The sequence below is a fragment of the Anaerohalosphaeraceae bacterium genome, from assembly GCA_037479115.1.
Classification (GTDB): domain Bacteria; phylum Planctomycetota; class Phycisphaerae; order Sedimentisphaerales; family Anaerohalosphaeraceae; genus JAHDQI01.
Map to the genome: position 1 here is coordinate 14,911 of JBBFLK010000024.1, position 22,909 is coordinate 37,819.

General features: G+C 54.7%; 20 protein-coding genes and 1 tRNA gene. 14 read left to right on the forward strand and 7 right to left on the reverse strand.

The genetic code is table 11. The features are described 5' to 3' along the window. Position 1 precedes the first annotated feature (1 nt). Positions 2-352 (reverse strand): cupin domain-containing protein, encoded by a 351-nt coding sequence (locus WHS88_10610; GenBank protein MEJ5260627.1) that lies wholly within the window; start codon positions 350-352, stop codon positions 2-4. Between the two features lie 229 nt (positions 353-581). On the opposite strand from WHS88_10610, the gene WHS88_10615 reads away from it, so the two are divergent. Then, on the forward strand, positions 582-1,520 hold the full coding sequence (locus tag WHS88_10615; GenBank protein ID MEJ5260628.1) for a tetratricopeptide repeat protein: 939 nt from the start codon (positions 582-584) through the stop codon (positions 1,518-1,520). 434 nt (positions 1,521-1,954) lie between these two features. Beyond that, positions 1,955-2,254 carry a hypothetical protein gene (locus tag WHS88_10620; protein ID MEJ5260629.1) on the forward strand — a complete coding sequence of 100 codons (300 nt, stop codon included), beginning with the start codon at positions 1,955-1,957 and terminating at the stop codon, positions 2,252-2,254. A 95-nt stretch (positions 2,255-2,349) separates the two neighbouring features. Here WHS88_10620 and WHS88_10625 read toward each other — a convergent pair whose 3' ends face one another. Next, on the reverse strand, positions 2,350-2,772 hold the full coding sequence (locus tag WHS88_10625; protein ID MEJ5260630.1) for a SpoVG family protein: 423 nt from the start codon (positions 2,770-2,772) through the stop codon (positions 2,350-2,352). A 20-nt stretch (positions 2,773-2,792) separates the two neighbouring features. Further along, positions 2,793-3,707 carry a 4-(cytidine 5'-diphospho)-2-C-methyl-D-erythritol kinase gene (gene ispE / locus WHS88_10630; GenBank protein ID MEJ5260631.1) on the reverse strand — a complete coding sequence of 305 codons (915 nt, stop codon included), beginning with the start codon at positions 3,705-3,707 and terminating at the stop codon, positions 2,793-2,795. Positions 3,708-3,782: 75 nt separating this feature from the next. Between ispE and WHS88_10635 the strand changes: the two genes are divergently transcribed. After that, positions 3,783-4,430 (forward strand): YqaA family protein, encoded by a 648-nt coding sequence (locus WHS88_10635; GenBank protein MEJ5260632.1) that lies wholly within the window; start codon positions 3,783-3,785, stop codon positions 4,428-4,430. A 592-nt stretch (positions 4,431-5,022) separates the two neighbouring features. Here the strand turns inward: WHS88_10635 and WHS88_10640 are convergent. The 4 genes from WHS88_10640 to WHS88_10655 form a co-directional block, all read right to left on the reverse strand. Next, positions 5,023-5,334, reverse strand: a complete 312-nt coding sequence (locus tag WHS88_10640; protein ID MEJ5260633.1) for a hypothetical protein — start codon at positions 5,332-5,334, stop codon at positions 5,023-5,025. 148 nt (positions 5,335-5,482) lie between these two features. Continuing rightward, a complete protein-coding gene (locus tag WHS88_10645; GenBank protein MEJ5260634.1) occupies positions 5,483-6,673 on the reverse strand; it encodes a saccharopine dehydrogenase family protein in 1,191 nt (396 codons plus the stop codon). Positions 6,674-6,834: 161 nt separating this feature from the next. Continuing rightward, a complete protein-coding gene (locus WHS88_10650; GenBank protein MEJ5260635.1) occupies positions 6,835-7,848 on the reverse strand; it encodes a zinc-dependent alcohol dehydrogenase family protein in 1,014 nt (337 codons plus the stop codon). Beyond that, positions 7,826-8,377 (reverse strand): macro domain-containing protein, encoded by a 552-nt coding sequence (locus WHS88_10655; GenBank protein ID MEJ5260636.1) that lies wholly within the window; start codon positions 8,375-8,377, stop codon positions 7,826-7,828. Before WHS88_10655 ends, WHS88_10650 begins: the two co-directional genes overlap by 23 nt. Positions 8,378-8,502: 125 nt before the next feature. Between WHS88_10655 and WHS88_10660 the strand changes: the two genes are divergently transcribed. The 11 genes from WHS88_10660 to WHS88_10710 all read left to right on the forward strand — a co-directional run bounded on the left by WHS88_10660 (position 8,503) and on the right by WHS88_10710 (position 22,875). Next, positions 8,503-8,577, forward strand: a tRNA-Pro gene (locus WHS88_10660). 137 nt (positions 8,578-8,714) lie between these two features. Continuing rightward, a complete protein-coding gene (locus WHS88_10665) occupies positions 8,715-9,428 on the forward strand; it encodes a type 1 glutamine amidotransferase (GenBank protein MEJ5260637.1) in 714 nt (237 codons plus the stop codon). Positions 9,429-9,695: 267 nt separating this feature from the next. Next, entirely contained in the window at positions 9,696-10,805 is a 1,110-nt protein-coding gene (locus tag WHS88_10670) for a LacI family DNA-binding transcriptional regulator (protein ID MEJ5260638.1), read from the forward strand. Between the two features lie 130 nt (positions 10,806-10,935). Beyond that, on the forward strand, positions 10,936-12,141 hold the full coding sequence (locus tag WHS88_10675; protein MEJ5260639.1) for a hypothetical protein: 1,206 nt from the start codon (positions 10,936-10,938) through the stop codon (positions 12,139-12,141). Between the two features lie 54 nt (positions 12,142-12,195). Further along, positions 12,196-13,731, forward strand: a complete 1,536-nt coding sequence (locus tag WHS88_10680) for a LamG domain-containing protein (protein MEJ5260640.1) — start codon at positions 12,196-12,198, stop codon at positions 13,729-13,731. A gap of 143 nt (positions 13,732-13,874) precedes the next feature. After that, positions 13,875-14,525, forward strand: coding sequence for a PEP-CTERM sorting domain-containing protein (locus WHS88_10685; protein MEJ5260641.1), 651 nt, complete (start codon positions 13,875-13,877; stop codon positions 14,523-14,525). A 166-nt stretch (positions 14,526-14,691) separates the two neighbouring features. After that, positions 14,692-15,495 (forward strand): prepilin-type N-terminal cleavage/methylation domain-containing protein, encoded by an 804-nt coding sequence (locus tag WHS88_10690; GenBank protein MEJ5260642.1) that lies wholly within the window; start codon positions 14,692-14,694, stop codon positions 15,493-15,495. 134 nt (positions 15,496-15,629) lie between these two features. After that, on the forward strand, positions 15,630-17,735 hold the full coding sequence (locus tag WHS88_10695) for an alpha-glucuronidase family glycosyl hydrolase (GenBank protein ID MEJ5260643.1): 2,106 nt from the start codon (positions 15,630-15,632) through the stop codon (positions 17,733-17,735). Between the two features lie 34 nt (positions 17,736-17,769). Next, complete coding sequence (locus tag WHS88_10700; protein MEJ5260644.1) at positions 17,770-19,182, forward strand: MFS transporter; 1,413 nt, start codon at positions 17,770-17,772, stop codon at positions 19,180-19,182. A gap of 25 nt (positions 19,183-19,207) precedes the next feature. Beyond that, positions 19,208-20,338: an endo-1,4-beta-xylanase gene (locus tag WHS88_10705; protein MEJ5260645.1), complete on the forward strand. Its 1,131-nt coding sequence runs from the start codon at positions 19,208-19,210 to the stop codon at positions 20,336-20,338. Between the two features lie 236 nt (positions 20,339-20,574). After that, the gene (locus tag WHS88_10710) at positions 20,575-22,875 is read left to right on the forward strand and encodes a glycoside hydrolase family 3 N-terminal domain-containing protein (GenBank protein ID MEJ5260646.1); all 2,301 of its coding nucleotides are present in this window, start codon (positions 20,575-20,577) and stop codon (positions 22,873-22,875) included. The last annotated feature ends 34 nt before the right edge of the window (positions 22,876-22,909 follow it).

Consider the following 22,909-nt stretch of genomic DNA (forward strand, 5'->3'; position numbering starts at 1 on the left):
CTTATTTTTGATACGCTATCGGCACCAGGCACAAAAACCGAGCAGGCATCGAAGAGGACAGATTCCGAAACTGATGCACCTCATTGGCCGCCACCAGCAAGGCATCGTGAATCTTTAAGGGCACTGCGCCATCTTCTCGAACAACGGCCACTTCCCCACTCAGCACCAAAACCTCATGTTCAAAATTATGCCGGTGATAAGGAGTATGCCCGCCGGGCTCCAGTTCAAACACCCGCATGGCAAACGTCGGGGCCTGCTCCTTCGGGCCGAAAACCACTCGCACCTTGACATCCTTCGCCCCTTCCATCTGAACGGGTTCTGCCGGCACACTCTCGATATTCTTGATAATCATTCATCTGTTCCTTTCTTTCCTTTTTTTGTCTGATTTAACCTGTCTGTCCTTCACTCTGTCCGAAAATCCGCTGTCTTCTTTATCGGACTATCCGCTCTGTTTTGGCTCTTTTTTTCATCGGGAATCGCCCTCGAGTTAAGCAGTTTGCCTATTTTGTCGTCCTCTCAAATGTTATGTAGATTTTACACAGGATGGCTAAAACAGGCAAAAGAAAGGATTCATTCATTTTATGAGAATGTCTGCCAATACATCCCGTTGGGTCAGTCTTTTGAGTTTTCTGCTCTTGTCCGCACCTCTATGGGCCTCTTTTCAATCAGACCAGCCCCTTTCTCGAAAACTCCGCGGCATCGCCCGCCTGTATATGGCCTACGGGGAGTATAATAAGGCCGAAGGGTATCTGCTGCGTGCCCTCCAGTCCAGCCGGTCCGATAAAGCCTCCGAGAGCGAAACAGCCGTTTGTATGGTTGATTTGGCGACGCTTTATTCGTATCAGGACCGATTAGCCGAATCTGAAGAGCTTTTTTGGAGGGGCTTGGCTGCTCAGCAGAAGGCCCTCGGGCCCGACCATCCTTACGTGGCCCATACCCTTCGGAACCTCACGGCCGTCTATATTCGCCGGCATCAGCTGGACCGAGCGGCGGAAACCCTCGAATGGGCCTTTGAGATTATTCTGAAACATCACACACCCGACAACCGAATCGTGACCCCTTTTTATATCGATCAGGCCGTTCTCCTGACCCGAATGGGGGTTTGGGATGAGGCGGAAGCAATCTTCCTCGATATGCTCGAAAGAGTCTGCGCTGATTTCGGCCAAAACCATCTTTATACTGCCCAGGTGCGGAAAGGACTGGCGGAACTTTATTTGGAAACCGGGCAATACAGCCTGGCCGCCGAACAGATGGAACAGGTTTTGACGATTCAGCAGAGTATTTACGGACAAACGCATCGCATGCTGCTGGATTCCTATCTGCTCGGGGCAAAAATCTGCCGGCTTCAGGGGGATTTGCAGCAAATGCAGGCCTATTTTGACAAAGCCCTGTCCGCGGTGCTCCCTTCCGGGGACATCATTGCAACAGCCCGTCTTTACGAACAAATGAATCATATTCGCTCTGCGGACTTTATCGCCGCCGCCGTCAAAAACGATACTCCCGCTGAATCCGCCGGATAATTGGCTTACTTTTTCTCGATTTCCCTCTTTTCTCGGACACCCTATATATTGTACGTTGTCTATTTCGCCCATTTCCCCAAAAACGGACAGCACTTCTTTTAAATTAGGACAGGTAAAAAACCAGATTTTAGACTTGCCGGATTGATTTTCTGATAAAAACAGGAGAAAATCGGAGCGAAATATCGCTTCTCAAAACTTGCTCTTTTTTTAAAGATTCGAACCGTATGACGCCGATAACAGCATAGTCAATGAGAAAAAACAGCCCGGACGCAGCAAGCAGACATACAATATATTGTGGTCTTCTGAAAATCAGAAGAAAACTCCTCAGAAAAAGGATTTGAGGGACCCGAAAAAACGGCTCCGGAAAGCCGGGAATCTTCAGGTCCGATAAGGAATGTCGGAGAAGAATTCCAAACGCTGTCAGGTATCACAATATGCAGAAAAAAAATCCTCAACCCCGTTCGACCAGCCGCCCCCTATCGGAAATGACCAATATGTCTGGACAGGAATGGATGAATCTCGACCTCGATGAGCTGCTTGGCGAGCCCACGCTGGAACATCTCCAGGCCAACCCCATCGGCCGTCTGCTGCAGCTGATTGCTTCCCTGCCGGAAGTCCGTCAGGAAAAAGTATTGCGTGCCCGAAGGGAAATTGCAGAAAACAACCTGGATATGGACCGTCGGCTGGATGCGGCCTTAGACCGCATTCTCGAAGAACTCATTATTGATGAATAGCCGATTGAACAGAATCAACGGCTATAAGCAGACAAACCTGTGTCCGCTGCAGTTTTTTTGTCGAAAGCCCGCCCCCCTTTTTCACATTCGAACGATTAATCCGGCTCCGGCGTATCCAAATCCACCGGCTGATACCCCGGCTGTTTGGATTTTTCTACTTCCTGATGATAAGCCGCGAGAATGGCATCCTGAATTTTTTTCCGGCAGGCCGCATTAATGGGGTGAGCAATATCCGCATGAAGCTTCATCCGTCCCTGCTGGTCCTGCTTGACGCGGTTGTCCTGCAGTTTAGCACCGCAATTGCTGCAGAATTTGGCCTTTAAGCTGTTTTTCCCGCCGCATTTGCCGCAGTGATCGGACATCTTCCGGGACGGCATCGCCACAAAAAGCCCCCCCGCTCCTTCAATAATTTTGATGTCCCGCACGACAAACTCATTATCGAGCGTCATCGAGCAGAACGCCTTCAGCCGATCGTCCTGATTGGCCACAAGTTTGACTCTGACTTCGCTGATTTCCATAAGGGTGCCTCACGAACAAATTACCATCTATTGTTGTTGACAATCCGGCAAAGGATGCCGAGATTCCTGTCAAGGAGTTGCCGGCAGGTTTGGATTTTGGCGTCGCAGTCTTTTTCAAAGAGCATAAACATCGCCGAACCGCTTCCGCTCAAACAGACCTTTCGTGCACAGAGCCGCTCAACCTCGCCCTTCAGGTCCGCCAGCTCCCTGTGCAGATGGAAACAGCTTGTCTGAAGCATATTTGCGCATATTTGGGCCAGAGAATCAATACTCTTTTTTGAAAGTGCCGCATTTATTTGCATACGAAGGGAGTCGAAAAGGGCCGGCTCATGTTTATAATTTTCATAAACCCTTTTTGTAGAAACACTTATGTTTGGAACAATCAAAAGAACCTGAAAATCCGGAAAATCAAGGATTTTTTTGATTTTTTCGCCCCTTCCGGTGCAGAAAGCCGTCGGCCCATTCAGAAAAAAGGCTACATCACTCCCAAGGCGACACGCCATATCGTGAATTACGGATTCCGGCAGATTCAGCTCAAAAAAACGATTGAGGCCCAGCAAAGCCGCCGCCGCATCACTGCTGCCGCTTCCCAGCCCCGTCCCTGCCGGGATATTCTTGCACAGCGTAATCCGCACAGGCAGCGGCCTTCCGATATGGCCGCAAACCTGCTGCCAGGCCTTCCAGACCAGATTGTCCGGCCCTTCCGGAACCGCATAAGCCCCTTGGCAAATCAATTCGATTCCATCACTGTCAGACGGCTCCAAGAGCAGTTCATCCATCCAGTCAATCTTGGCCATCACCGTTTCCAGCTCGTGATAGCCGTCCGCCCGTTTGCCGGCCACCAGCAGCGACAAATTGATTTTTGCGGGCGCCCGCACCAGAAGCCCATTTTCTTTTTGTTCGAACTGACCGTACTGCTCCGCCGCTGCATCCATCGTGTTCTCCTTGACTTTTCCGGAAGCAGTATATATCATCCCCGCAAAAAGAAAAGGGTTCAGCGGGAGCCGGCTTTGGAACAAACACAATCTGCATCAGCAAATCCGCCGTCTTTGCCCTGGTGGCACTGGCACCGCCGGCTTTATAACTGGGTGATTCACTTTGCCGAAACCCCGCACGGTGAGAAGGCCCTTTTTCTGCTGAGCCTGGCCGAATCAAGTTTTTTCCCGATTCCGCCGGATGTGCTTTTGGCCCCGCTGACCCTCGGAGCCCCCCGCAAATGGTTTCGATTTGCTCTGTCCTGCTCGATTGCCTCCGTCGTCGGCGGCATCCTCGGCTACGCCATCGGGATGTTTCTCTGGTCGGGCATCGGAAACTGGGTGATGACCCATTTGGCCCCGCTGGGATTTACGGAAGCCAACTTTGCCGCGTTTCAGAGATGGTATGACCGGTATGATTTCTGGATTGTCTTTACCTGCGGTTTTACCCCGCTGCCCTATAAGGTGTGCACGATTACGGCGGGTATTGCACAAATCAATTTTGCGGGGTTTGTGGTTGCCTCGCTGATAAGCCGTTCGGCCCGCTTTTTCCTGATTGCCGGGCTGTTCGGCTGGAAAGGTCAGGCTATCCGTCCCTTCATTGAAAAATATTTCAACTGGCTGTCTTTGGCCTTTATTGTCCTGCTGGCCGGCGGTTTTGCCGCTCTCAAACTCCTCCGCTGAATCACCGAACTTTTCCTTACCCCCCCCTGTAAGTCAATCCAATTGAGCGGGCTGCTGCCGACATAGGCGTACAGATTCATCCCATCGATGTACCCCGCCGGGTCAGGCTGAAGAAACCGGCCCAGCTGCGGCGAATAATCACGCATCCGGGAATAATACAGCTGTGCTGTACTGTCCCACCGCCGGCACAATTGAAAATTGAAAATCGGCAATTGACAATCTGAAGCCCCCGGCCCGTACGAAGCATATGCACAACTTTGCACAATCCGCCCCTGCCTATCGAGCAAGATCTGAACCGGACCGTATTCCCCGCTGGATTCCCGTAAAATCTGTCCTTTCTAAACAGACTCCGTCCCCGTGGGTGCAAGGAAAGGTAATTCTTCCAATGAAGGACTCCTTATCCGTCTGCCTTGGCCCTGATTTTCTCCTGCCTAATTGTTTACGACCGACCGCTTTGAGGCGTACTCTTGGAGCTCGTGATTAAAAGTACCACGCCCCCATCCGAATCCGTCAAGAAAAAAACAAAAATTTAAACTCTTCCTCCCCACCGGGCAGAGTGCAAACAAAAGGTCTGATGGGATAGTGTGTGTATTCAGGAAGGTTTTGCGGCTTCGACGGCCGGGCTCGGCAGACTTTCCGGGTGAAAATGCAGTCGAAGCAGGGCCGAAAGCATCATAAAATCCAGATAATAGTCCAGCGCTTCCGGGTCGGCCTGAAGCCATTTTTCCAGCCGTCGGATAAAACGCTCCTCCAAAAGGCCGTCCTGCAGCTTCAGCAGCAATATCCCCAGCCGCTCCAGCCGCGGCGACGGCGGCGGTACCGGTTCAATCACTTCCGAAAGCAGATTGTTCAGCTCGTCAATCTGCGACTGTATCGACTGAAGCTTTTCCGATTCTTTTTCCAACCCTTTTCCCCTTTTTTATAACTCGACGTCCGATTGATTTGGACGGATACTCTCCTTTATTATCGGCAAACGCCCCGCCCCGCTGAACCAAAAAGAGACCCCCAAACAAGAACCGGACAATATCAGTCGGCTTTACCCCTTTCTTCTTTCAGCCCTCCAGTGTCTTGCCGTCCAGCACTTTCCACGGCAGACCGTACCGGTTCAAATCCTCCATAAACGGGTCGGGGTCAAACTGCTCCATATTAAAGACCCCTGCTCCCTTCCATTTGCCCTCGAGCATCATCTTGGCTCCAATCATAGCGGGCACACCGGTTGTGTAGGACACCGCCTGCGCGCCGACTTCGCGGTAGCATTCCGCGTGGTCGCATACGTTGTAAATCATCATCTGCCGGCGCTTGCCGCCTTTGACCCCGTCAAAGATGCACCCGATGCACGTCTTGCCCTTGTATGTAACGCCCAGCGAGCCCGGGTCCGGCAAAACGGCCTTCAGAAACTGCAGCGGAATTATCTTGTGCCCTTCAAATTCCACCGGGTCTATCCGCGTCATTCCGACATTCTGCAGCACCCGCAGATGCGTCAAATACTGCTCGCCGAAGGTCATCCAGAACCGAATCCGCTTCAGGCCCCGAATGTGCTTGACCAGCGACTCCAGTTCCTCGTGATAAAGCAGATACGATGCCCGCGGCCCAACCTCCGGATAGTCAATATCCTTGCGGATGCTCATCGGCTCAATCTCAACCCACCGGCCGTTCTCCCAGTATTTGCCCTTCTGCGTAATCTCCCGAATATTAATCTCCGGATTGAAGTTGGTGGCAAACGGATGCCCGTGCTCGCCCGCATTGCAATCCACAATATCCACGTAGTGAATTTCATCATAGAAATGCTTCTGGGCATAGGCGCAGAATACATTTGTCACACCCGGGTCAAAACCGCTTCCCAGCAGAGCCATAATCCCCGCCTTCGCATAGCGGTCATGATAGGCCCACTGCCATTTGTACTCGAACTTCGCCTCGTCCTTGGGCTCATAGTTGGCCGTATCCAAATAATGGGTCCGCGTCGCCAGGCACGCCTCCATAATCGGCAAATCCTGATACGGCAGTGCGACGTTAATGACCAGCTCCGGTCGGTGCTTTTGAATCAGCGCAGCAACCTGTTTGGCGTCATCCGCATCTACCTGTTCGGTGACAATCGGACGGCTGACTTCCGAAGCAATCTTATCACATTTGGCTTTGGTCCGGCTGGCCAGCACAATTTCGCTGAAAACCTGCGGCACCTGGGCACATTTTTTTACGACTACATTCCCCACTCCGCCGGCACCGATAATCAACACTTTCGCCATAAAAACCTCTCAGTTTCTGAATTCATTTTTTCCCGGTCTGTTCATCCCGAAATATATCGTCTCGCTCCGAAAAAGCCAGAGTTTTTTCATCGGGCGTCCCTGCAGAAACTTTCCCGCCGCCCGATTATCCGGTTTCCCGTGAGAAACGGAGTTTGTTTGAGTTACTCTTTCAAAACCAATGCGGCGGCGCCGGTGATGCGGCTGTGTTTGACGGCCAGGAGGGCTTCATTGGCCTGCTCGAGGGGGAAGGCGGTGACTTCGGCCTTGAGGCCGATTTGGGCGGCGATGCGGAGGAATTCGCTGCCGTCGGCATAGGTGACGTTGGCGGTGCTTTGGATGGTGCGCTCGGACCAGAGCAGCTCGGCATAGTCCATCGGGGGGATGGGGTTGATTTTGCGGATGGCGTTGATGACGAGCTTGCCGCCTTTTTGGAGGTTTCGCAAAATCAGGGGGATGGCCTGGCCGATCGGCGTAAAATCGATGACTTTGTCCATTTTTTGCGGGGGATTGTCTTCAGTATGGCCCGCCCAGTCGGCGCCCAGGCGGAGGGCCTGCTGCTGATGCTCCCGGTCGCGGCTGAAGGCGAAGACCCGGCAGCGGGGATACAGGGCCCGCAGGACCTGGATGGTCAGGTGGGCGGAGGCCCCGAAGCCGAAGAGGCCGATGATTTGGCCATCTTCGATTTGACAGAGCCGCAGGGCGCGATAGCCGATGACGCCGGCGCACAAAAGCGGGGCTGTGTGCAGGTCATCCAGCGAGGGCGGCAGCGGATGGGCAAAGGCAGCCGGGACAGTCATCCGTTCGGTGTATCCGCCGTCGGCATCCAGACCGGTCCAGAGGGCTTTTTCGCAGAGATTTTCCAGTCCGCGGGTGCAGAAGGAGCAGGTGCGGCAGGATTTCCACAGCCAGGTGACGCCGACGCGGTCGCCGATTTGAAAGTTGCCGACGCGGGGGCCTTTCGCGATGACTCGGCCGACCACCTGATGGCCGAGAATGCGGGGAAGCCCAGATACCGGCAGGCGGCCTTCGATTTCATCCAGTTCGGTATGGCAGACGCCACAGACACTCACCTCCAGGAGCAGTTCGTCCTCCGCGGGCTGCGGGTCGGGCATTTCGAGCAGACGAACAGGCTTCTGCTCAACGGGGGCGATTTCAGTGAGGGCGGCGGCTTTCATCCTGCAGATCCTTTAAGGCGGCGGCGAAGGTCTCATAGGCAGGCCGGTCAAACAGGCAAAAAACGACCCGCTGAAGGGAGGTTTGGGAATTGTTTTGGAGGAAATCGCGGGCGGTTCGGAGCAGAATGCGGGCGCAGCGGTCGATGGGATAGCCGAAGATGCCGGTGCTGATGGCACAGAAAGCGATGCTTTGGAGACGGTGCGTGTCGGCCACCTTGAGGGAATTCAGGGCGGCCTGCTCGAGTTTGCGGTCTTCGTCCCCTTCGCCCATTCGGGGGCCGACGGCGTGGATGACATAGCGGGCTTTGAGATTGCCGGCCCCGGTCAGAACCGCCCCGCCGACGGGAATAGGGGCTTTCCGGTCGCATTCCTCCTGGATGGAGGGGCCGCCCTTTCGGCGGATGGCCCCTGCCACTCCCCCGCCTAAAACCAGCTGGGAGTTGGCGGCATTGACGATGGCATCGGTATCCTGCTCGGTGATGTCGCCCTGCACCAGTTCAATGGTTTTGTCAGCGAGCGTCCATTTCATATTCGCGTTCTCCTGTATGCCCCCTTCTCCCTGGGCTTTCCTTGCTTTTTTAAGGATAACGTTTTTCTTGCTTTTTGGCAAAAGGATTGAGTACAATCCTGTTTTTATCTGAAAAAGATGGGTTTCGGGGTGTAGCTCAGTTTGGCCAGAGCGCCTGGTTTGGGACCAGGAAGTCGCAGGTTCGAATCCTGTCACCCCGAGTCAATTCTCTGCTGCGGCACGTGTTTTGCAATCTCCTCTCCTGCGAAGGCTGTCCCAAGAGGGTTTTGGGGACTGAACAGAAACAATTTTGCAGCAAAATGTCATTTATTCTACAAAATTGTAGGGAAAGGTGAATATGATGCGGATTCGCTGTCTTCGCCATGTTCCGTTTGAAGACGCCGGAGCGATTGAGGATTGGGCTGTTCATCGGGGATTTCCGCTCTGTTATACCTGTCTGGATGAAAACGAAGGGCTGCCCAAACCGGAAAGCTTCGACCTTCTGGTCGTCTTGGGCGGGCCGATGAATATCTATGAAGAAGAGCAATACCCCTGGCTTGCAGAGGAGAAACAATTTTTGAAAGAATGTGTCCGGGCCCGAAAAAAAATTCTGGGTATCTGCCTGGGGGCGCAGCTGCTGGCGGATATCTTGGGAGGAAAAGTTTCTAAAAATCCCTTCAAAGAAATCGGGTGGCATCCTGTACATCTTTCCAAAACGGCCGAACAATCGCCTGTTTTGCTGCGGGTTTTTCCGAAACGTTTTACAGCGTTTCAGTGGCACGGCGACACGTTTCATATCCCGCCGGGCGGACTGCACTGGGCGGAAAGCAGCGCCTGCCGCAATCAGGCCTTTCAATATGGAAAGGACATCATCGGTCTTCAATTTCACCTTGAATACACGAAAAACAACATCGAGAATATGCTTTATTACTGCTCCGATGAAATTATCGATTCCCCTTTTATCCAAAAACCAGAGATTATACGGAAAAGATACGACTATATTTCCCACATGAATGCCATGCTGTTTCGGTTTCTGGACGAATGGCTCGCACAGCCCCCCGGGATATCCTGACTGACCCCCCAAAAAAATAAATCTTCCCGGCTGTATTTCATATCTCATTTACTATCAAACACTTGAAGACAAAAGATTTTTGTTTTTTTGATTTGACTTGACAAGGTTTTCAGACAAATGTAATATAAAGTAAACGTTTACTGGAAGTTCTATAAAATTGAAAAGAGCAAGGGATTATGCCTGAAAAACCAATGCAGGCATTTTTTTGAGCAGCCGCCAGTAAACGTTTACTGATAGAAGAGAGGGAAAGCGAGGGACATTCAAACCATGGCCAAAAAACGCACCTCCATCCCGACGGTCCGCGAGATAGCCAGCCACTGCGGAGTCAGCAACGCCACTGTCAGCCGGGTTCTGAACGGCAACTATTCCAACGGATTTTCCGTCCGTGAGGAAGTGCGCCAGCTGATTACCCAGATGGCCGAGGAGCTGGGATATCGGCCCAATCTGGCAGCCAAGAATCTGGTCAAGCGTCAAACCAAAATCATCAGCATCATCGGCTACAATACGGTATTCGGCTGGCCGAGCAATATTTACCAGCTGACAACGGAAGAAGCCGTCCGGATGCTTCAGGACCACCAGTACGATGTGTGCTCGACGGCCCCGAACCTGCTGCGGGACGACACGGAACTGCCCCCCTGGCGGGTGGACGGGATTATTGTGATTCAGGAATGCTCCCCCCGCACCATCGAGGAGATGGAAAAAATCCGCCTGCCGTATGTGGTCATCAACGGCCCGCGCGGCTCGCTGGGTTCCTCCGTGATTCCGGATGACCCCGAAGCCACCCGGGAGGCGATTCGGTACCTGTACGAACTGGGACATCGGCGGATTGCCTACGCCGGACCGACCCCGCAGCACCGCAGACATTTCAGCATCGAAGAACGTCATCGTACCTATCTGGAGGAGCTCAGGCAGCGCAAGCTGGTCTGCATCAGCGGACATGATAAAGTGTTCGAGGACGGCGTGGCATTTCTCAAGCGGGCCGTACTGGAGGAAAAAGCAACGGCGATTCTGGCCTATGACCATGTGGTCGCCCTGAAGATTCTGCACGATGCGCCGACGCTGAATATCACCATTCCGGACCATGTCAGTCTGATGTGCTTCAATGATGAATACCTGTGCGATATCGTCAAGCCGGCCCTGACCACCATCGGCGCGCCGTCGCGAGAGATGGGCAAACTGGCGGCTCAGCTGCTGCTGCGTCAGATTGAGCTGCCGCCGGAGGAACGGAGCGGACAGACCGTCAAGCTCCAGCAGCATCTGATTATCCGTTCTTCGACCGGCCGTCCTTTCGGGTTTAAGGCATCCGAAGAAGTCAGCGGCACTGGCAGACGGCTGAGCGGCTACGATGAGGAAGTGCTGCCGGCACAGCGACAGTAACCCTGTGCCGTTGCAATACGAATCTTAGGGTCTGCGGAATATGGAAGACCTTTGCAGGGAAGCAGGGGCGGAAGACGGGTGACAGGGAAGAAAACGGGAAGAAAAGAGACAACAAAACTGGAGGCATTTTATGAAGAAGAAGAGAAGAGACTGTATCTTGTTCCTCTTGTGTCTGGTCCTGTCGGGGGCGGCCGGGGCGATTGAAATGATCAACATTGACATCAACAATTACAACAACGACACCGCCTACTCAGGCGCCGGCGCCTTCCCGGGCCGGACGGACTGGATTGTCTTCTACGGCGGCTGGGGCGTCGCGGTCGGCTCGCAGCGCTCGGCAGACCTCGTCAATCAGGGAGCCGGAAGAGCCCCGAGCACCTATGCCGCCCAGGTCTGGATTGGTGACGACGGACTGGGCCACGGCTACATCGGCTCCGGCGGAACCCTTCTGGAAGACGGATTTGTCAACAACAACCCGCGTGCTTCCGGCGCCACCCTCAAGGACCCGAACCTGGCTTTTATGGGACAAGGGGCTTACGGCGGCAATTTTGATGTGTACGTGTACGGACGCGAGGCCGGCGAGTTTATGATTGCCGACGGAAATGATGTCCTGGCCCGCCAGACCATCACCGGCGGACCGGCCCCGTTTGCTGAAGGGGTCAACTACGTCGTCTTTGAAAACGTGCCGCTGGGCAATCCGAATATGATTCGCCTGTATTATACCAATCAAATCAACGGCCTTCAGCTGGTCAGCCGCAAAAGGCCGTTTACCGTCATCCCGTCCAGCGACCCCAATGACAACTGGATTGACGCCCGCAACTATGATGTAGCCCGCGACACAAATGCCCGGGAGGGTGAAATGAACATCTACGGGCCGGATTTGGGCTCCTATGTGCACTATCTGGATACGGGCGAGTACATGATTTATGACATCTATGTCAGTCCGCAGGCTCAGGGTCTGTACAATCTGTCGGCCGACTTTGTGACGAACTGGGGAGCCGCCGGCCTTCAGATGTATCTGAACGATGCTTTGCTGGGCACGCTGACCCAGGTTCAATACCAGGGCGACAACAGTGTTTACCCCTCTCTGGAAACGCTGCCGGTCAATTTGTTCGCCGGCACGCACCAGCTGAAATGGATGAATACGCAAAACTATTTTGACGTAGTTCGGCTCCGCCTGACCTATGTAGGGCCCATCACGCTGGCCACCTGCGAGGACGTGTATCTGTACAAGATGCAGCCGGCGGGTGATGTCAACCGGGACTGCCGGGTGGACCTGACCGACCTGGCGGCCGTCGCGGCCGACTGGCTGAGGGATTACAATCCGCGGCCTCAGTAATTACGGGAACAGTCCAGAAACGATTCATCCATTTGAAAACGAGGAGATGATACGATGAGTAAGACAATAAAAACCATTCTGAACGCGTGTATTCCCCTGTTTCTGTTCGCCGCCGGCCTTTCGTATGCGACGACCGTCATCGGCAGCTGGGAAGGAACGGCAGACGGCTGGATTGACTGGGGCAACAAGGAATCCATTGATTCGACGGCCAATATGCCGTCCAAATACCAATACGCAACGATTGGAGCTACCCGAGGCAGCCAGAGTTTAAAAGTCATTCAATCCGGATGGGGACAGAGTCTGGCGATTCAGCTGACTCCTGAGCAGCGAACCGTCTTCATGAACAGCACAACCTTTTCGATCGATGTGACGGTTGCTGCCAGCAACGGCCTGATCACTCAGGGATATTCCCAAATCAGCGAAGTCGTGATGAATGCCCCCGGCGCCGGCTGGACCGTTGTAGCCGGGAACAACCCGGTCAACTTTTACTGGTGGGCAGACGCTCCGCAGCGGACGCAGACCCTGACCATCGAATATTCTGATTTCCGAAACAGGATTACTACTCCGGACTACATCGAGATTATTTTTGCCCTGAATACCGGCGGCGGGGCTCCGCCGGAGATGTACTTTGACAACGCCCGGCTGACCGGCTCCACACGGCCTTATCGGGATTTGGTAATGGAGCTGAACCCGAGACTGTATCTGCGATTTGAAGGCCCGACGCTGGCAGACTCATCCACCTTTAACCGCTGGGTGCAGCAGCGTCCCGGCGCTTCCTTTGTCCAGAAGACCGGAATGGGCAACTGCATGTATTTCGACGGCAGCAGCAACGGCTGTGTCGCCGCTTCCGTTATCAGCAATCCGAGCTGGGGCGGTGTGTACGGCGACCAGTACGCGTTTGCCAAAGGACAGATTTCGTTTGAATTCTGGGCCAAGATTGAATCCATGTCTCAGTACGGAATGTTCTTCCAGCAAATCGGCCCCTGGGAACGGGAAGATTTCGCTCCGGGCATGGGGCAGATAGCAGAATCCGCCAATACGCTGGGCAATCTTCGAATCCTGAACGGCACAACGGATGCCAATGATTTGGATTTCTGGTATCCGGGTGTGGCCGTACCGACAGACGGACGGTGGCATCACTATGTCGTCACTTACCATGAGCAGTACGGCGGCGATCCGGACCTGATGCAGATTCAGCTGTTTGTGGATGGTTCGCTGGCCGGCTCGACCGTTGTCGGGCAGCCCGGATTGCCGGCCAAGCTGGGGCCGGAATTGGACCATCTGGTCATCGGCGGAGAAAACAACCGGGGATATGTCTATAACACCTTCAAAGGGTGGATGGACGAGTTTGCCATATATCCGATTGTGCTGGATGCCGACCGCGTAGCCCTGCACTATGCCCGCGGACGAATGGAAATTGAGCCGCAGAACTGTGAACAGGTCTTTCTGGTTGGACAGGGTCTGGCGGCGGACTTTAACCGGGACTGCGTGATTGACCTGAATGACCTGGCGTATGTCGTTCAGTCCTGGCTGGTGTGCAATGACCCGGCGCTCTTCGGCATCGACCCGAAATGCGGACCGACCTGGTAACGTGAGCAAACGGGAGCCGGTCTTTTCGCCGGCTCCCCTTGAAAAAACGGAAAGCGTGTGAGTGTGTGTGATTTGTACAACCGAGCCCTGAGGCGCAGGGCAAAAGAGAATGAGAACAAGAAACTGTTTTTGGAGGAAGGAAAATGAACAAGTGGATTGCCTTGGTTTTAGTGGGACTGATGCTCGGTGTTCAGGCCCCGGCTCTGGTTATCGGCAACTGGGAAGCTATGCCCAATTCCGGAGACGGGTGGATTGACTGGGGTCAGGGACAGGTTCCGATTGAGACCCTGCCGGCTAAATACAGCGTGGGAACCGTCGGGGTCACGCTGGGCAGCCAGAGTCTCCGCGTGGACCAGTCGGGCTGGGCTCAGGCGCTGGCCATCAAGCTGGATGCGGCTCAGCGGGCGGCCTTCATGAGCAGCTCCATTTTTGAGATTGATGTGAGTGTGCGGGCCAATGACGGTTCGATTTCCGGCGGATACAGCCAGATTTACATGGTGTATATGAATGCCCAGGGTGCCGGCTGGCAGGCGGTAACTGATACGGTACCGCTGAATTTTTACTGGTGGCCGGGCTCGCCGCAGCGGACCCAGACGCTCAGCGTGGATTACAGCGCGTATCGGGCTCAGGTTACGCCGAATCCCGGCTGGGTTGAAATCATTCTGGCGCTGAATACCGGCGGCGGCGCTCCGACGGATATGTACTTTGACAACGCCCGTCTGCTGGTTCCGGAACCGGCCACGCTGGCTCTGCTGGCAGCGGGTGCCCTGCTGAGCATCCGGAAACGGAAATAAGCAGGTCAGGAATTGAAACAGAACGGCGGCCCGGAGCAGCGGGAGGGCCGAATTCCGGGCCGCCGTCTTGAAATCAGGAAAATGCAGGTCCGCTCGAAGGACCTGAACGGCCATAGGGTGCCGAAACCAAAGAGAAGAGACGCAAGAAGAGAAGAGAGAGCGGATTATGAAGACAAAAAAGGCCTTTACATTAATTGAACTGCTGGTGGTCATTGCCATCATCGGGCTGCTGCTGGCTATCGTGATGCCTGCCCTCCGGCGTGCCAAAGAGATGGGGATGCGCATCCTGTGCACCAACAACCTCAAATCCATTGGGACGGCCAATCAGGTCTATGCGAACGAATACAAGGGTGCGTATGTCCCCCTGTGCTACCGAACCGCTTCCAGCAGCTGGCGTGTGGACTGGATTCGCAATGAGGCTTTTCGCGCCATTCTGGACATCGAAAGCCTGCGAAGCAGCGAAGAGCCCCGCTACTACGGCATTCCGAGAAAACTGATGTGCCCGGCGGATAAAATCAGCAAAGACATCCGCAATGTCAGCACCCAGGGGGTATTGACCAGCTACGCCATGAACTCGACCGAATGGGGCGGTTTTGATTACATCAACAATCTGACGTTCAACTCGTATATGGGCCATACCCTTCGAACGATGACTCTGCCGGCGGAACGAATGGCGTTTGTCGATGGAATAGACTGGTGGACCCACTGGTATTCCGCAGACCCTGCCAGAGGGTGGAATTTGGCCGGTCAGTTGTCCATTGAGGAATACAAGAGCCAATACAATCTGCATGGACCGGTGATTTACCGACACAGCGAAGGGGCCAACGTGGCCTTTTACGACGGCCATGCCGCATTCTTCCGGAAGGATGATTTGTTTGTTCGCGCCGATTACGAGAAAAAGCCCCAGCGCCCGGGTATGTGGGTGATGAATCTGCAGATGTTTTATGAACGCCACCACGGGTCGAAGTAAGCCGACCGACAAACCGGTCTTTTAAGGAAAGGCCTGTTTCGACGGCTGCGTCTCTTCGACGGTATCCTATGGCGAAATGCTGAGGGCCTGTGAAAAACAGGCCCTTTTTTTTAAAATTGGGAGATTGAAAAAAGATGCGAAGAGGAAAACGGACGTTTTGGCTTGCGGTTATCGGATGGATACTGACGGGCTCCTGCGCCCGGGCGGAGGACGGCAGCCGACTGTGGCTGCGGTATGACCTGCTCGAAGAGCCGCTGCGGCATTCTTATCAGGAACGGATTCGGGAGCTGGTCATCCCTTCATCGGAAGCATTTGCGGTTGTGCGGGAGGAGCTGCTGGAGGGGCTGACGGGTCTGCTGGGGCAAGTTCCAGCCGTCAGAGAATCCGTTTCACAAAACGGGGCTGTTTGGGTGGGGACGGCGCAAACCCTTCGGACGGACGCCTGTCCTGTCGATTTGTCCGAACTGAAGGAACTGGGCGAGGAAGGATTTCTTATCCGCTCCGTCAAAATAAACTCCAAGGATGTCGTCATTATTGCAGGCCAAACGGAACGAGGCGCTTTGTACGGCACCTTCTGTTTCCTCCGACTTCTGCAGACCGGCCGGCCGATTGACAATCTGGCTATCCGGGAAAAACCGCGGATTGCCCGCCGCCTCCTGAATCACTGGGACAACCTGGACGGCAGTGTCGAGCGCGGCTACGCCGGACGCTCTATCTGGAAATGGCAGGACCTTCCGGAACGGATAGACCCCCGCTATAAGGTCTATGCCAGAGCCAACGCCTCTCTCGGCATCAACGGAACCGTTCTGAACAACGTGAACGCTCAGCCCCAGATTCTGACAGCCGAGTATCTGAAGAAGACGGCGGCGATTGCGCAGGTGCTCCGTCCGTACGGCATTCGTGTGTATCTGAGCATCAAGTTTACGGCCCCGATGGAAATCGGCGGCCTTTCGACCTGCGACCCGCTGGAACCGGCTGTGCGGGACTGGTGGAAGGAAAAAGCCAAAGAAATCTATGCCCTGATTCCGGACTTTGGAGGATTTCTGGTCAAGGCGTATTCAGAAGGACAGCCCGGACCGCAGATGTACGGGCGAACCCATGCGGACGGTGCCAATCTGCTTGCGGAGGCGCTGGCACCGTTCCATGGGATTGTCATGTGGCGGTCGTTTGTATATGACCTGACCATTGATGAAGACCGAGCCAAATGCGCCTACCTGGAATTTGTACCGCTGGACGGGAAATTCGCTCCGAATGTACTGGTCCAGACCAAAAACGGCCCCGTGGATTTCCAGCCGCGCGAGCCGATTAATCCGCTCTTTGGAGCAATGCCGAAAACGCCGCTGGTGCTTGAACTTCAGATTACGCAGGAATACACAGGCCAGGCCAAACATCTGGTGTATCTGGGGCCGCAGTGGAAAGAGGTTCTGGAGGCCGACACCTACGCCTACGGCCCCGGAACCACGGTCGCCAGGATTGTGGACGGCTCGGCGGAGGGGCATACGCTCAGCGGAATCGCCGGGGTGTCGGGCATTGGGACGGATGCCAACTGGACGGGACATCCCTTCTCGCAGGCCAACTGGTATGCGTTCGGCCGGCTGGCCTGGGATTATACACTCTCGGCGGACGCCATCGCCCGGGAGTGGATTCAGATGACCCTCACACGCGACCCGAAGACACTCAACGTCATTGCTGAAATGATGGCGGGCTCATGGGAGGCCTGCGTGGATTATATGACGCCGCTCGGCCTGGCTCATCTGATGGCGGAAGGACACCACTACGGGCCGGCGCCGGATTATGTCCATCCGGTACGGCATGACTGGAGCTCCACCTATTATCATCGGGCCTCCAAAACCGGAATCGGTTTTGACCGAAGCTCCAAAGGAAGCAATGCCGTCAGCCAGTATCATCCGCCGCTGCGGGACCTTCTCGATGACCCGAAAACCTGTCCGGAAAAATATCTGCTGTGGTTTCATCATCTGCCGTGGGACTGGCGGATGAGCTCCGGACGGACGCTCTGGGAAGAACTGCAGGCCCGCTATCAGCGCGGCGTAGAATATGTGGAAGGGATGCAGCGGACCTGGAAAACACTGGAAGGCAAAATCGACCGGCCGATTTTTGAGGAAGTCAGCCGCCGGCTGGCCCTGCAGGCGGACAATGCCCGGCAGTGGCGGGATGTCTGCTTAAACTATTTCGGGCAGTTTGCAGCCGCATCCATTGAAAAAAAGGACGCACAACAGTAAAGTCATAGAGCCGAAAACAGCACAGGAGACTTTTATGGAAAACGGAGTGAAAAAACTTTCAATCGGCGAAAAAATCGGCTACGGTCTGGGCGATGCGGCCTCCAATCTTTTTTTCCAGATTTTCATCATTTACCTTTCCTATTTTTACACAGACGTCTTCGGGATTCCTGCAGCGGCGCTGGGAACCATGATGCTGGTGACTCGAATCTGGGACGCCGTGAATGACCCGATTATGGGGATGATTGCCGACCGGACTAATTCGCGATGGGGAAAATTCCGCCCGTGGCTGCTCTGGTGTGCGGTGCCGTTCGGCGTGCTGGGGGTATTGATGTTTACCACGCCGAATCTGGGACCGACGGGCAAACTGATTTGGGCGTATGTGACCTATACGGCGATGACGATGATTTATACAGCCATCAATGTGCCGTACTCCGCCCTCATGGGGGTCATCACGCCGGACTCGATGGACCGCACAGTGGTGTCCTCCTTCCGGTTTGCCCTGGCTTTTGTGGGGACCTTCAGCGTTCAGCTGCTTCTGACAAGGATGGTGCGGTTCTTCGGCCAAGGCAATGAAACCGTCGGTTGGCAATGGGCGGCGGTCGTTTTCTCCTGCGCAGCCGTCATTTTATTCCTGTTTACCTTCGCCACAACCCGGGAACGAGTGCAGCCGCCCAAGGGGAAAAATCCGATTCTTCACGATTTAAGAGATTTGTTTACCAATATCCCCTGGCTCCTGATCGGCGGAGCAACCGTCTTTCAGCTGGCCTTTATCGTCATGCGCGGCAGCTGCATCCCCTACTTTTTCAAATACTATATTCAGGATAGAGAAATCAGTCTGTTCGGGATGACCAAAACCATTCCTTATGACGACCTGTTTTCTTACTATCTGATGGCCGGCACAGTATTTACGCTGGCGGGGGCGGTCCTGTCCAAATGGTTCAGCCTGCGGTTGGGCAAACCCCAGACCTATTTATTCTTTTTAACCCTCTGCGGTCTGTCCACAGCGGCCGTTTATTTTCTGGATCGCGATAACCTCGGGCTGCTGCTGATTCTGCAGCTGATTGCCTCCTTTTCGGTCGGACCGGTCTCCGTGCTGCAATGGGCGATTTATACAGATACCGCCGATTATTCGGAATGGAAGAACGGCCGGCGTGCGACGGCTTTGATTATGGCCGCCTCGCTCTTTGCCCTGAAGATGGGGGTGGCTATCGGCGGGGCCCTGCTGGCATGGATTCTGGCGGCTTACGGATACAACGCCGAAAATGCGGAGCAGACTCCGACAGCCCTGACAGGCATTCGGATGAGCATGAGTCTGTATCCTTCGGTTTTCGCCTTTCTCGGTGCAGCCCTGATGCTCTTTTATCCGCTGAGCAATCAACGGATGAAGCAGATAGAAAGCGACCTGATTGCACGTCGAAAAGAATACGAAGGTCAATCAATCCAGTAATTTTTGTATGGAAAGGAATCAACAGATGAAGCAGGGGAAATGGAGCATTCTCGTAACGGCAGCCGTTTTGCTGGTTCACACCGTTCAGGCATCCGAAAAACAGGAGCCGGCTTTAAAAGACGTCTTTGCCGGCAAATTCCGAATCGGAACAGCCCTGAATGCCGAGCATATCCGGGGACGAATTCCTTCTGATACCGCCCTGGTTCTCAAACATTGCAACACCATCACAGCGGAAAATGAGATGAAATGGGAGCGGATCCATCCCAATCCGAATGAGTTTTCCTTCGAGCTGGCCGACAAGTTTGTAGAATTCGGACAGAAAAACAACATGTTTATTGTCGGCCATACCCTTGTCTGGCACAGCCAGACTCCGCGCTGGGTCTTTCAGAATCCTGAAGGCGGCCCGGCGAACAGACAGCTGCTCCTGCAGCGGATGAAAGAACATATCGAAACCGTAGTCGGCCGCTACAAGGGACGTGTCCACGCCTGGGATGTGGTCAATGAGGCCATCGAAGCGGACGGCAGTATGCGCAAGAGCCCGTGGCTGCAAATCATCGGACCGGACTACATCGCCCGGGCGTTCGAGTTTGCTCATGCGGCCGACCCGGAAGCGGAACTGTACTACAATGATTATGACGAGTGGAAGCCCGGCAAGCGGCAAACCATCGTCAGCCTGGTCAATGAACTGCGGGAGAAGGGAATCCGGATTGACGGAATCGGGATGCAGGGGCATTGGGGACTGGATTATCCGGAACTGGAAGAGGCCGAAAAAAGCATCGAAACCTTTGCCGCCCTTGGTCTGAAGGTGATGATTACGGAACTGGATGTGACGGTGCTGCCGCACCCCAGCCGACAAACCGGAGCTGATATTTCCCAGAATTACGAACTTCGAAGAGAGCTGAACCCCTGGCCGGATGGTCTGCCCGATGAAATGCAGGAAAAACTGGCCAAACGGTACGCGGATATTTTCGCCCTGTTCTGCAAACACGCAGACAAAATCGACCGGGTAACCTTCTGGAACGTCCATGACGGCAACTCCTGGCGAAACAACTGGCCCGTACGCGGACGGTCCGATTATCCGCTTCTGTTTGACCGCCAGGGCAAACCCAAGCCGGCCTTTTATGCCGTCGTAAAGGTTGCCGAGGAATGCAAATAACCAGCCGATGTATCCGGTGTTGAAATAAGAAAACCGCCTCTTGATAGGGGGTTAGGAAGCAGCGAAAAACTTCGTCCAAACTGGGGAAACATTTGACAAAAAGCCCTCCTCTGGCGGATAATTGATTTTAGAGAGAAGGGAGTTTGGAAAAAGGTGAAAAACCCAGAAAAGGGAGTTTCACCCATGAGTGAGTTTTTTTTCTTAATAACTGTCATACTGGAGAAAGAACAGCCAAAATGAAAACAGCTTCCAAGAGCAAACCATCCTATCTAAACTCTTCTCTGCCTGTGGAAAAAAGGGTCCAGGACCTTCTCTCGCGAATGACCCTCGAGGAAAAAGTGGCCCAGATGCTCTGTGTCTGGAATGAGAAAAAAACCACTCTGCTGAACGAAAAAGGGGAATTTGACCCGGACAAGGCCAAAGCCAGCTATCGAGAGGGTTTTGGTCTGGGGCAGGTGGGACGTCCGAGCGATGCCGGAGGCGGGACAACCCCGCGGCAGACCGCGGAACTGACCAACGCCATCCAGAAATTTTTTATCGAAAACAGCCGGCTGGGGATTCCGGTGGTTTTCCATGAAGAATGTCTGCACGGCCATGCGGCGCCGGAGGCCACCAGTTTTCCGCAGCCGATTGGGCTGGCGTCCACGTTTGACCCGGAACTGGCCGAGCGGCTGTATGCAATGACGGCCTATGAAGCCCGGGTGCGGGGAACGCATCAGGCCCTCACGCCGGTGGTGGATGTGGCACGAGACCCGCGCTGGGGACGCGTGGAGGAAACCTTCGGCGAAGACCCCTATTTGGCGGCGTGCATGGGGGCGGCGGCGGTTCGGGGATTTCAGGGAGACCGCAATTTCAAGGACAAAAAGCATCTGATTGCCACGCTCAAGCACTTTGCCGCCCACGGCCAGCCGGAATCAGGCACCAACTGCGCCCCGGTCAATGTGTCGATGCGAATTCTGCGCGAGGTGTTTTTGTACCCGTTCAAGAAATGCGTCGAGGCGGGGGTAGTGAGCGTGATGGCCTCCTACAACGAAATCGACGGCGTGCCCTCCCACGCCAACCGATGGCTGCTGCGGGAGGTGCTGCGGAAAGAATGGGGCTTTAAAGGATACGTAGTTTCCGATTACTATGCCGTCCGGGAACTGTATGACCGGCCCGGGCTTTTCGGCCATCACGTAGCGGCCAGTCAGAAAGAGGCCGCGGTGCTGGCGGCCAAGGCAGGCGTCAATATCGAGCTGCCGGAGCCGGACTGTTATCCGCATCTGGTCGAGGCGGTGCGGGAAGGCCTGATTGAGGAATCGGTACTGGATGAACTCATTGCCCCGATGCTCGAATGGAAGTTTCGGATGGGGCTTTTTGAAGACCCGTACGTGGACCCGGACGAAGCTGAAAAAGTCGTGGGATGCCCGGCCCATGCGCAGCTGGCCCTGGAGGCGGCCCGCAAGACAATTACACTCCTGAAAAACGAAGGCGGCCTTGCTCCGCTGGATTTGAAGAAAATCCGGACGATTGCCGTCATCGGCCCCAACGCCGACCGTGTGCTGTTGGGCGGATACAGCAGCACCCCCAAACATTTCGTGACAGTCCTGCAGGGCATCCGAGACTATGTCGGCGGACAGGCGGATGTGCTCTATCACGAAGGATGCAAGATTACGGTCGGCGGCTCCTGGGCACAGGATGAAGTGGTGCTCAGCGACCCGGCTGAAGACCGCAAGTCGATTGCCGAAGCGGTCCAGGTCGCCCGGCGGGCGGATGTCATCATTTTGGCCATCGGCGGCAATGAGCAGACCTCCCGCGAGGCCTATGAGAAGAACCATCTGGGCGACCGGGCCAGTCTGGAGATGGTTGGTCTGCAGGATGAGCTGGTTAACGCACTGGCGGAAACCGGCAAGCCCATTATCGCCCTGCTGTTCAACGGCCGGCCTTTGTCCGTCCGCAATCTGGCCGCCAAGGTGCCGGTGATTTTTGAGTGCTGGTATCTGGGGCAGGAAGCTGGACGGGCCGTTGCCGAGGTCCTGTTCGGACAGGTCAATCCGAGCGGAAAACTGCCGATTACAATTCCCCGTTCGGTGGGACATATTCCCGCCTATTACAACTACAAGCCGTCCGCCCGCCGGGGGTATCTCTTCGACGAAATCAGCCCGCTGTTTGCGTTCGGCTACGGGCTCAGCTATACGACGTTCCGATTCCAGAATCTGCGTCTGGAGAAAAGCACGATTCGCTCCGACCAGTCCACACGCGTTTTGGTGGATGTGACCAATACCGGCACGCGTGCCGGAGACGAAATCGTCCAGATGTACATTCGGGACTGTGTCAGTTCCGTAACGCGGCCGGTCAAGGAGCTGAAAGGATTCAAACGCATTACCCTGCAGCCCGGACAAACCCAAACCGTCGCCCTGCCGATTGAACCGGAGCATCTGGCGTTTTACGACATCCATATGAATTACACAGTGGAGCCGGGCGAGTTTGAAATCATGGTGGGCAGCTCCTCCCGAGACGAAGACCTGCAGAAGGTGATTCTGACGGTTCAGAAATAATCGAAAAACAACACGTCGAATAGAACAGACAGAA

What these genes read in the sequence shown, in the direction of transcription:
- WHS88_10695 (MEJ5260643.1), top strand. Translation starts at nt 15,630, where the DNA reads ATGCGAAGAGGAAAACGGACGTTTTGGCTTGCGGTTATCGGATGGATA.
- WHS88_10620 (MEJ5260629.1), top strand. Translation starts at nt 1,955, where the DNA reads ATGCAGAAAAAAAATCCTCAACCCCGTTCGACCAGCCGCCCCCTATCG.
- WHS88_10655 (MEJ5260636.1), bottom strand. Translation starts at nt 8,377, where the DNA reads ATGAAATGGACGCTCGCTGACAAAACCATTGAACTGGTGCAGGGCGAC.
- WHS88_10685 (MEJ5260641.1), top strand. Translation starts at nt 13,875, where the DNA reads ATGAACAAGTGGATTGCCTTGGTTTTAGTGGGACTGATGCTCGGTGTT.
- WHS88_10665 (MEJ5260637.1), top strand. Translation starts at nt 8,715, where the DNA reads ATGATGCGGATTCGCTGTCTTCGCCATGTTCCGTTTGAAGACGCCGGA.
- WHS88_10615 (MEJ5260628.1), top strand. Translation starts at nt 582, where the DNA reads ATGAGAATGTCTGCCAATACATCCCGTTGGGTCAGTCTTTTGAGTTTT.
- WHS88_10670 (MEJ5260638.1), top strand. Translation starts at nt 9,696, where the DNA reads ATGGCCAAAAAACGCACCTCCATCCCGACGGTCCGCGAGATAGCCAGC.
- WHS88_10710 (MEJ5260646.1), top strand. Translation starts at nt 20,575, where the DNA reads ATGAAAACAGCTTCCAAGAGCAAACCATCCTATCTAAACTCTTCTCTG.
- ispE (MEJ5260631.1), bottom strand. Translation starts at nt 3,707, where the DNA reads ATGGATGCAGCGGCGGAGCAGTACGGTCAGTTCGAACAAAAAGAAAAT.
- WHS88_10705 (MEJ5260645.1), top strand. Translation starts at nt 19,208, where the DNA reads ATGAAGCAGGGGAAATGGAGCATTCTCGTAACGGCAGCCGTTTTGCTG.
- WHS88_10645 (MEJ5260634.1), bottom strand. Translation starts at nt 6,673, where the DNA reads ATGGCGAAAGTGTTGATTATCGGTGCCGGCGGAGTGGGGAATGTAGTC.
- WHS88_10625 (MEJ5260630.1), bottom strand. Translation starts at nt 2,772, where the DNA reads ATGGAAATCAGCGAAGTCAGAGTCAAACTTGTGGCCAATCAGGACGAT.
- WHS88_10610 (MEJ5260627.1), bottom strand. Translation starts at nt 352, where the DNA reads ATGATTATCAAGAATATCGAGAGTGTGCCGGCAGAACCCGTTCAGATG.
- WHS88_10680 (MEJ5260640.1), top strand. Translation starts at nt 12,196, where the DNA reads ATGAGTAAGACAATAAAAACCATTCTGAACGCGTGTATTCCCCTGTTT.
- WHS88_10690 (MEJ5260642.1), top strand. Translation starts at nt 14,692, where the DNA reads ATGAAGACAAAAAAGGCCTTTACATTAATTGAACTGCTGGTGGTCATT.
- WHS88_10650 (MEJ5260635.1), bottom strand. Translation starts at nt 7,848, where the DNA reads ATGAAAGCCGCCGCCCTCACTGAAATCGCCCCCGTTGAGCAGAAGCCT.
- WHS88_10700 (MEJ5260644.1), top strand. Translation starts at nt 17,770, where the DNA reads ATGGAAAACGGAGTGAAAAAACTTTCAATCGGCGAAAAAATCGGCTAC.
- WHS88_10675 (MEJ5260639.1), top strand. Translation starts at nt 10,936, where the DNA reads ATGAAGAAGAAGAGAAGAGACTGTATCTTGTTCCTCTTGTGTCTGGTC.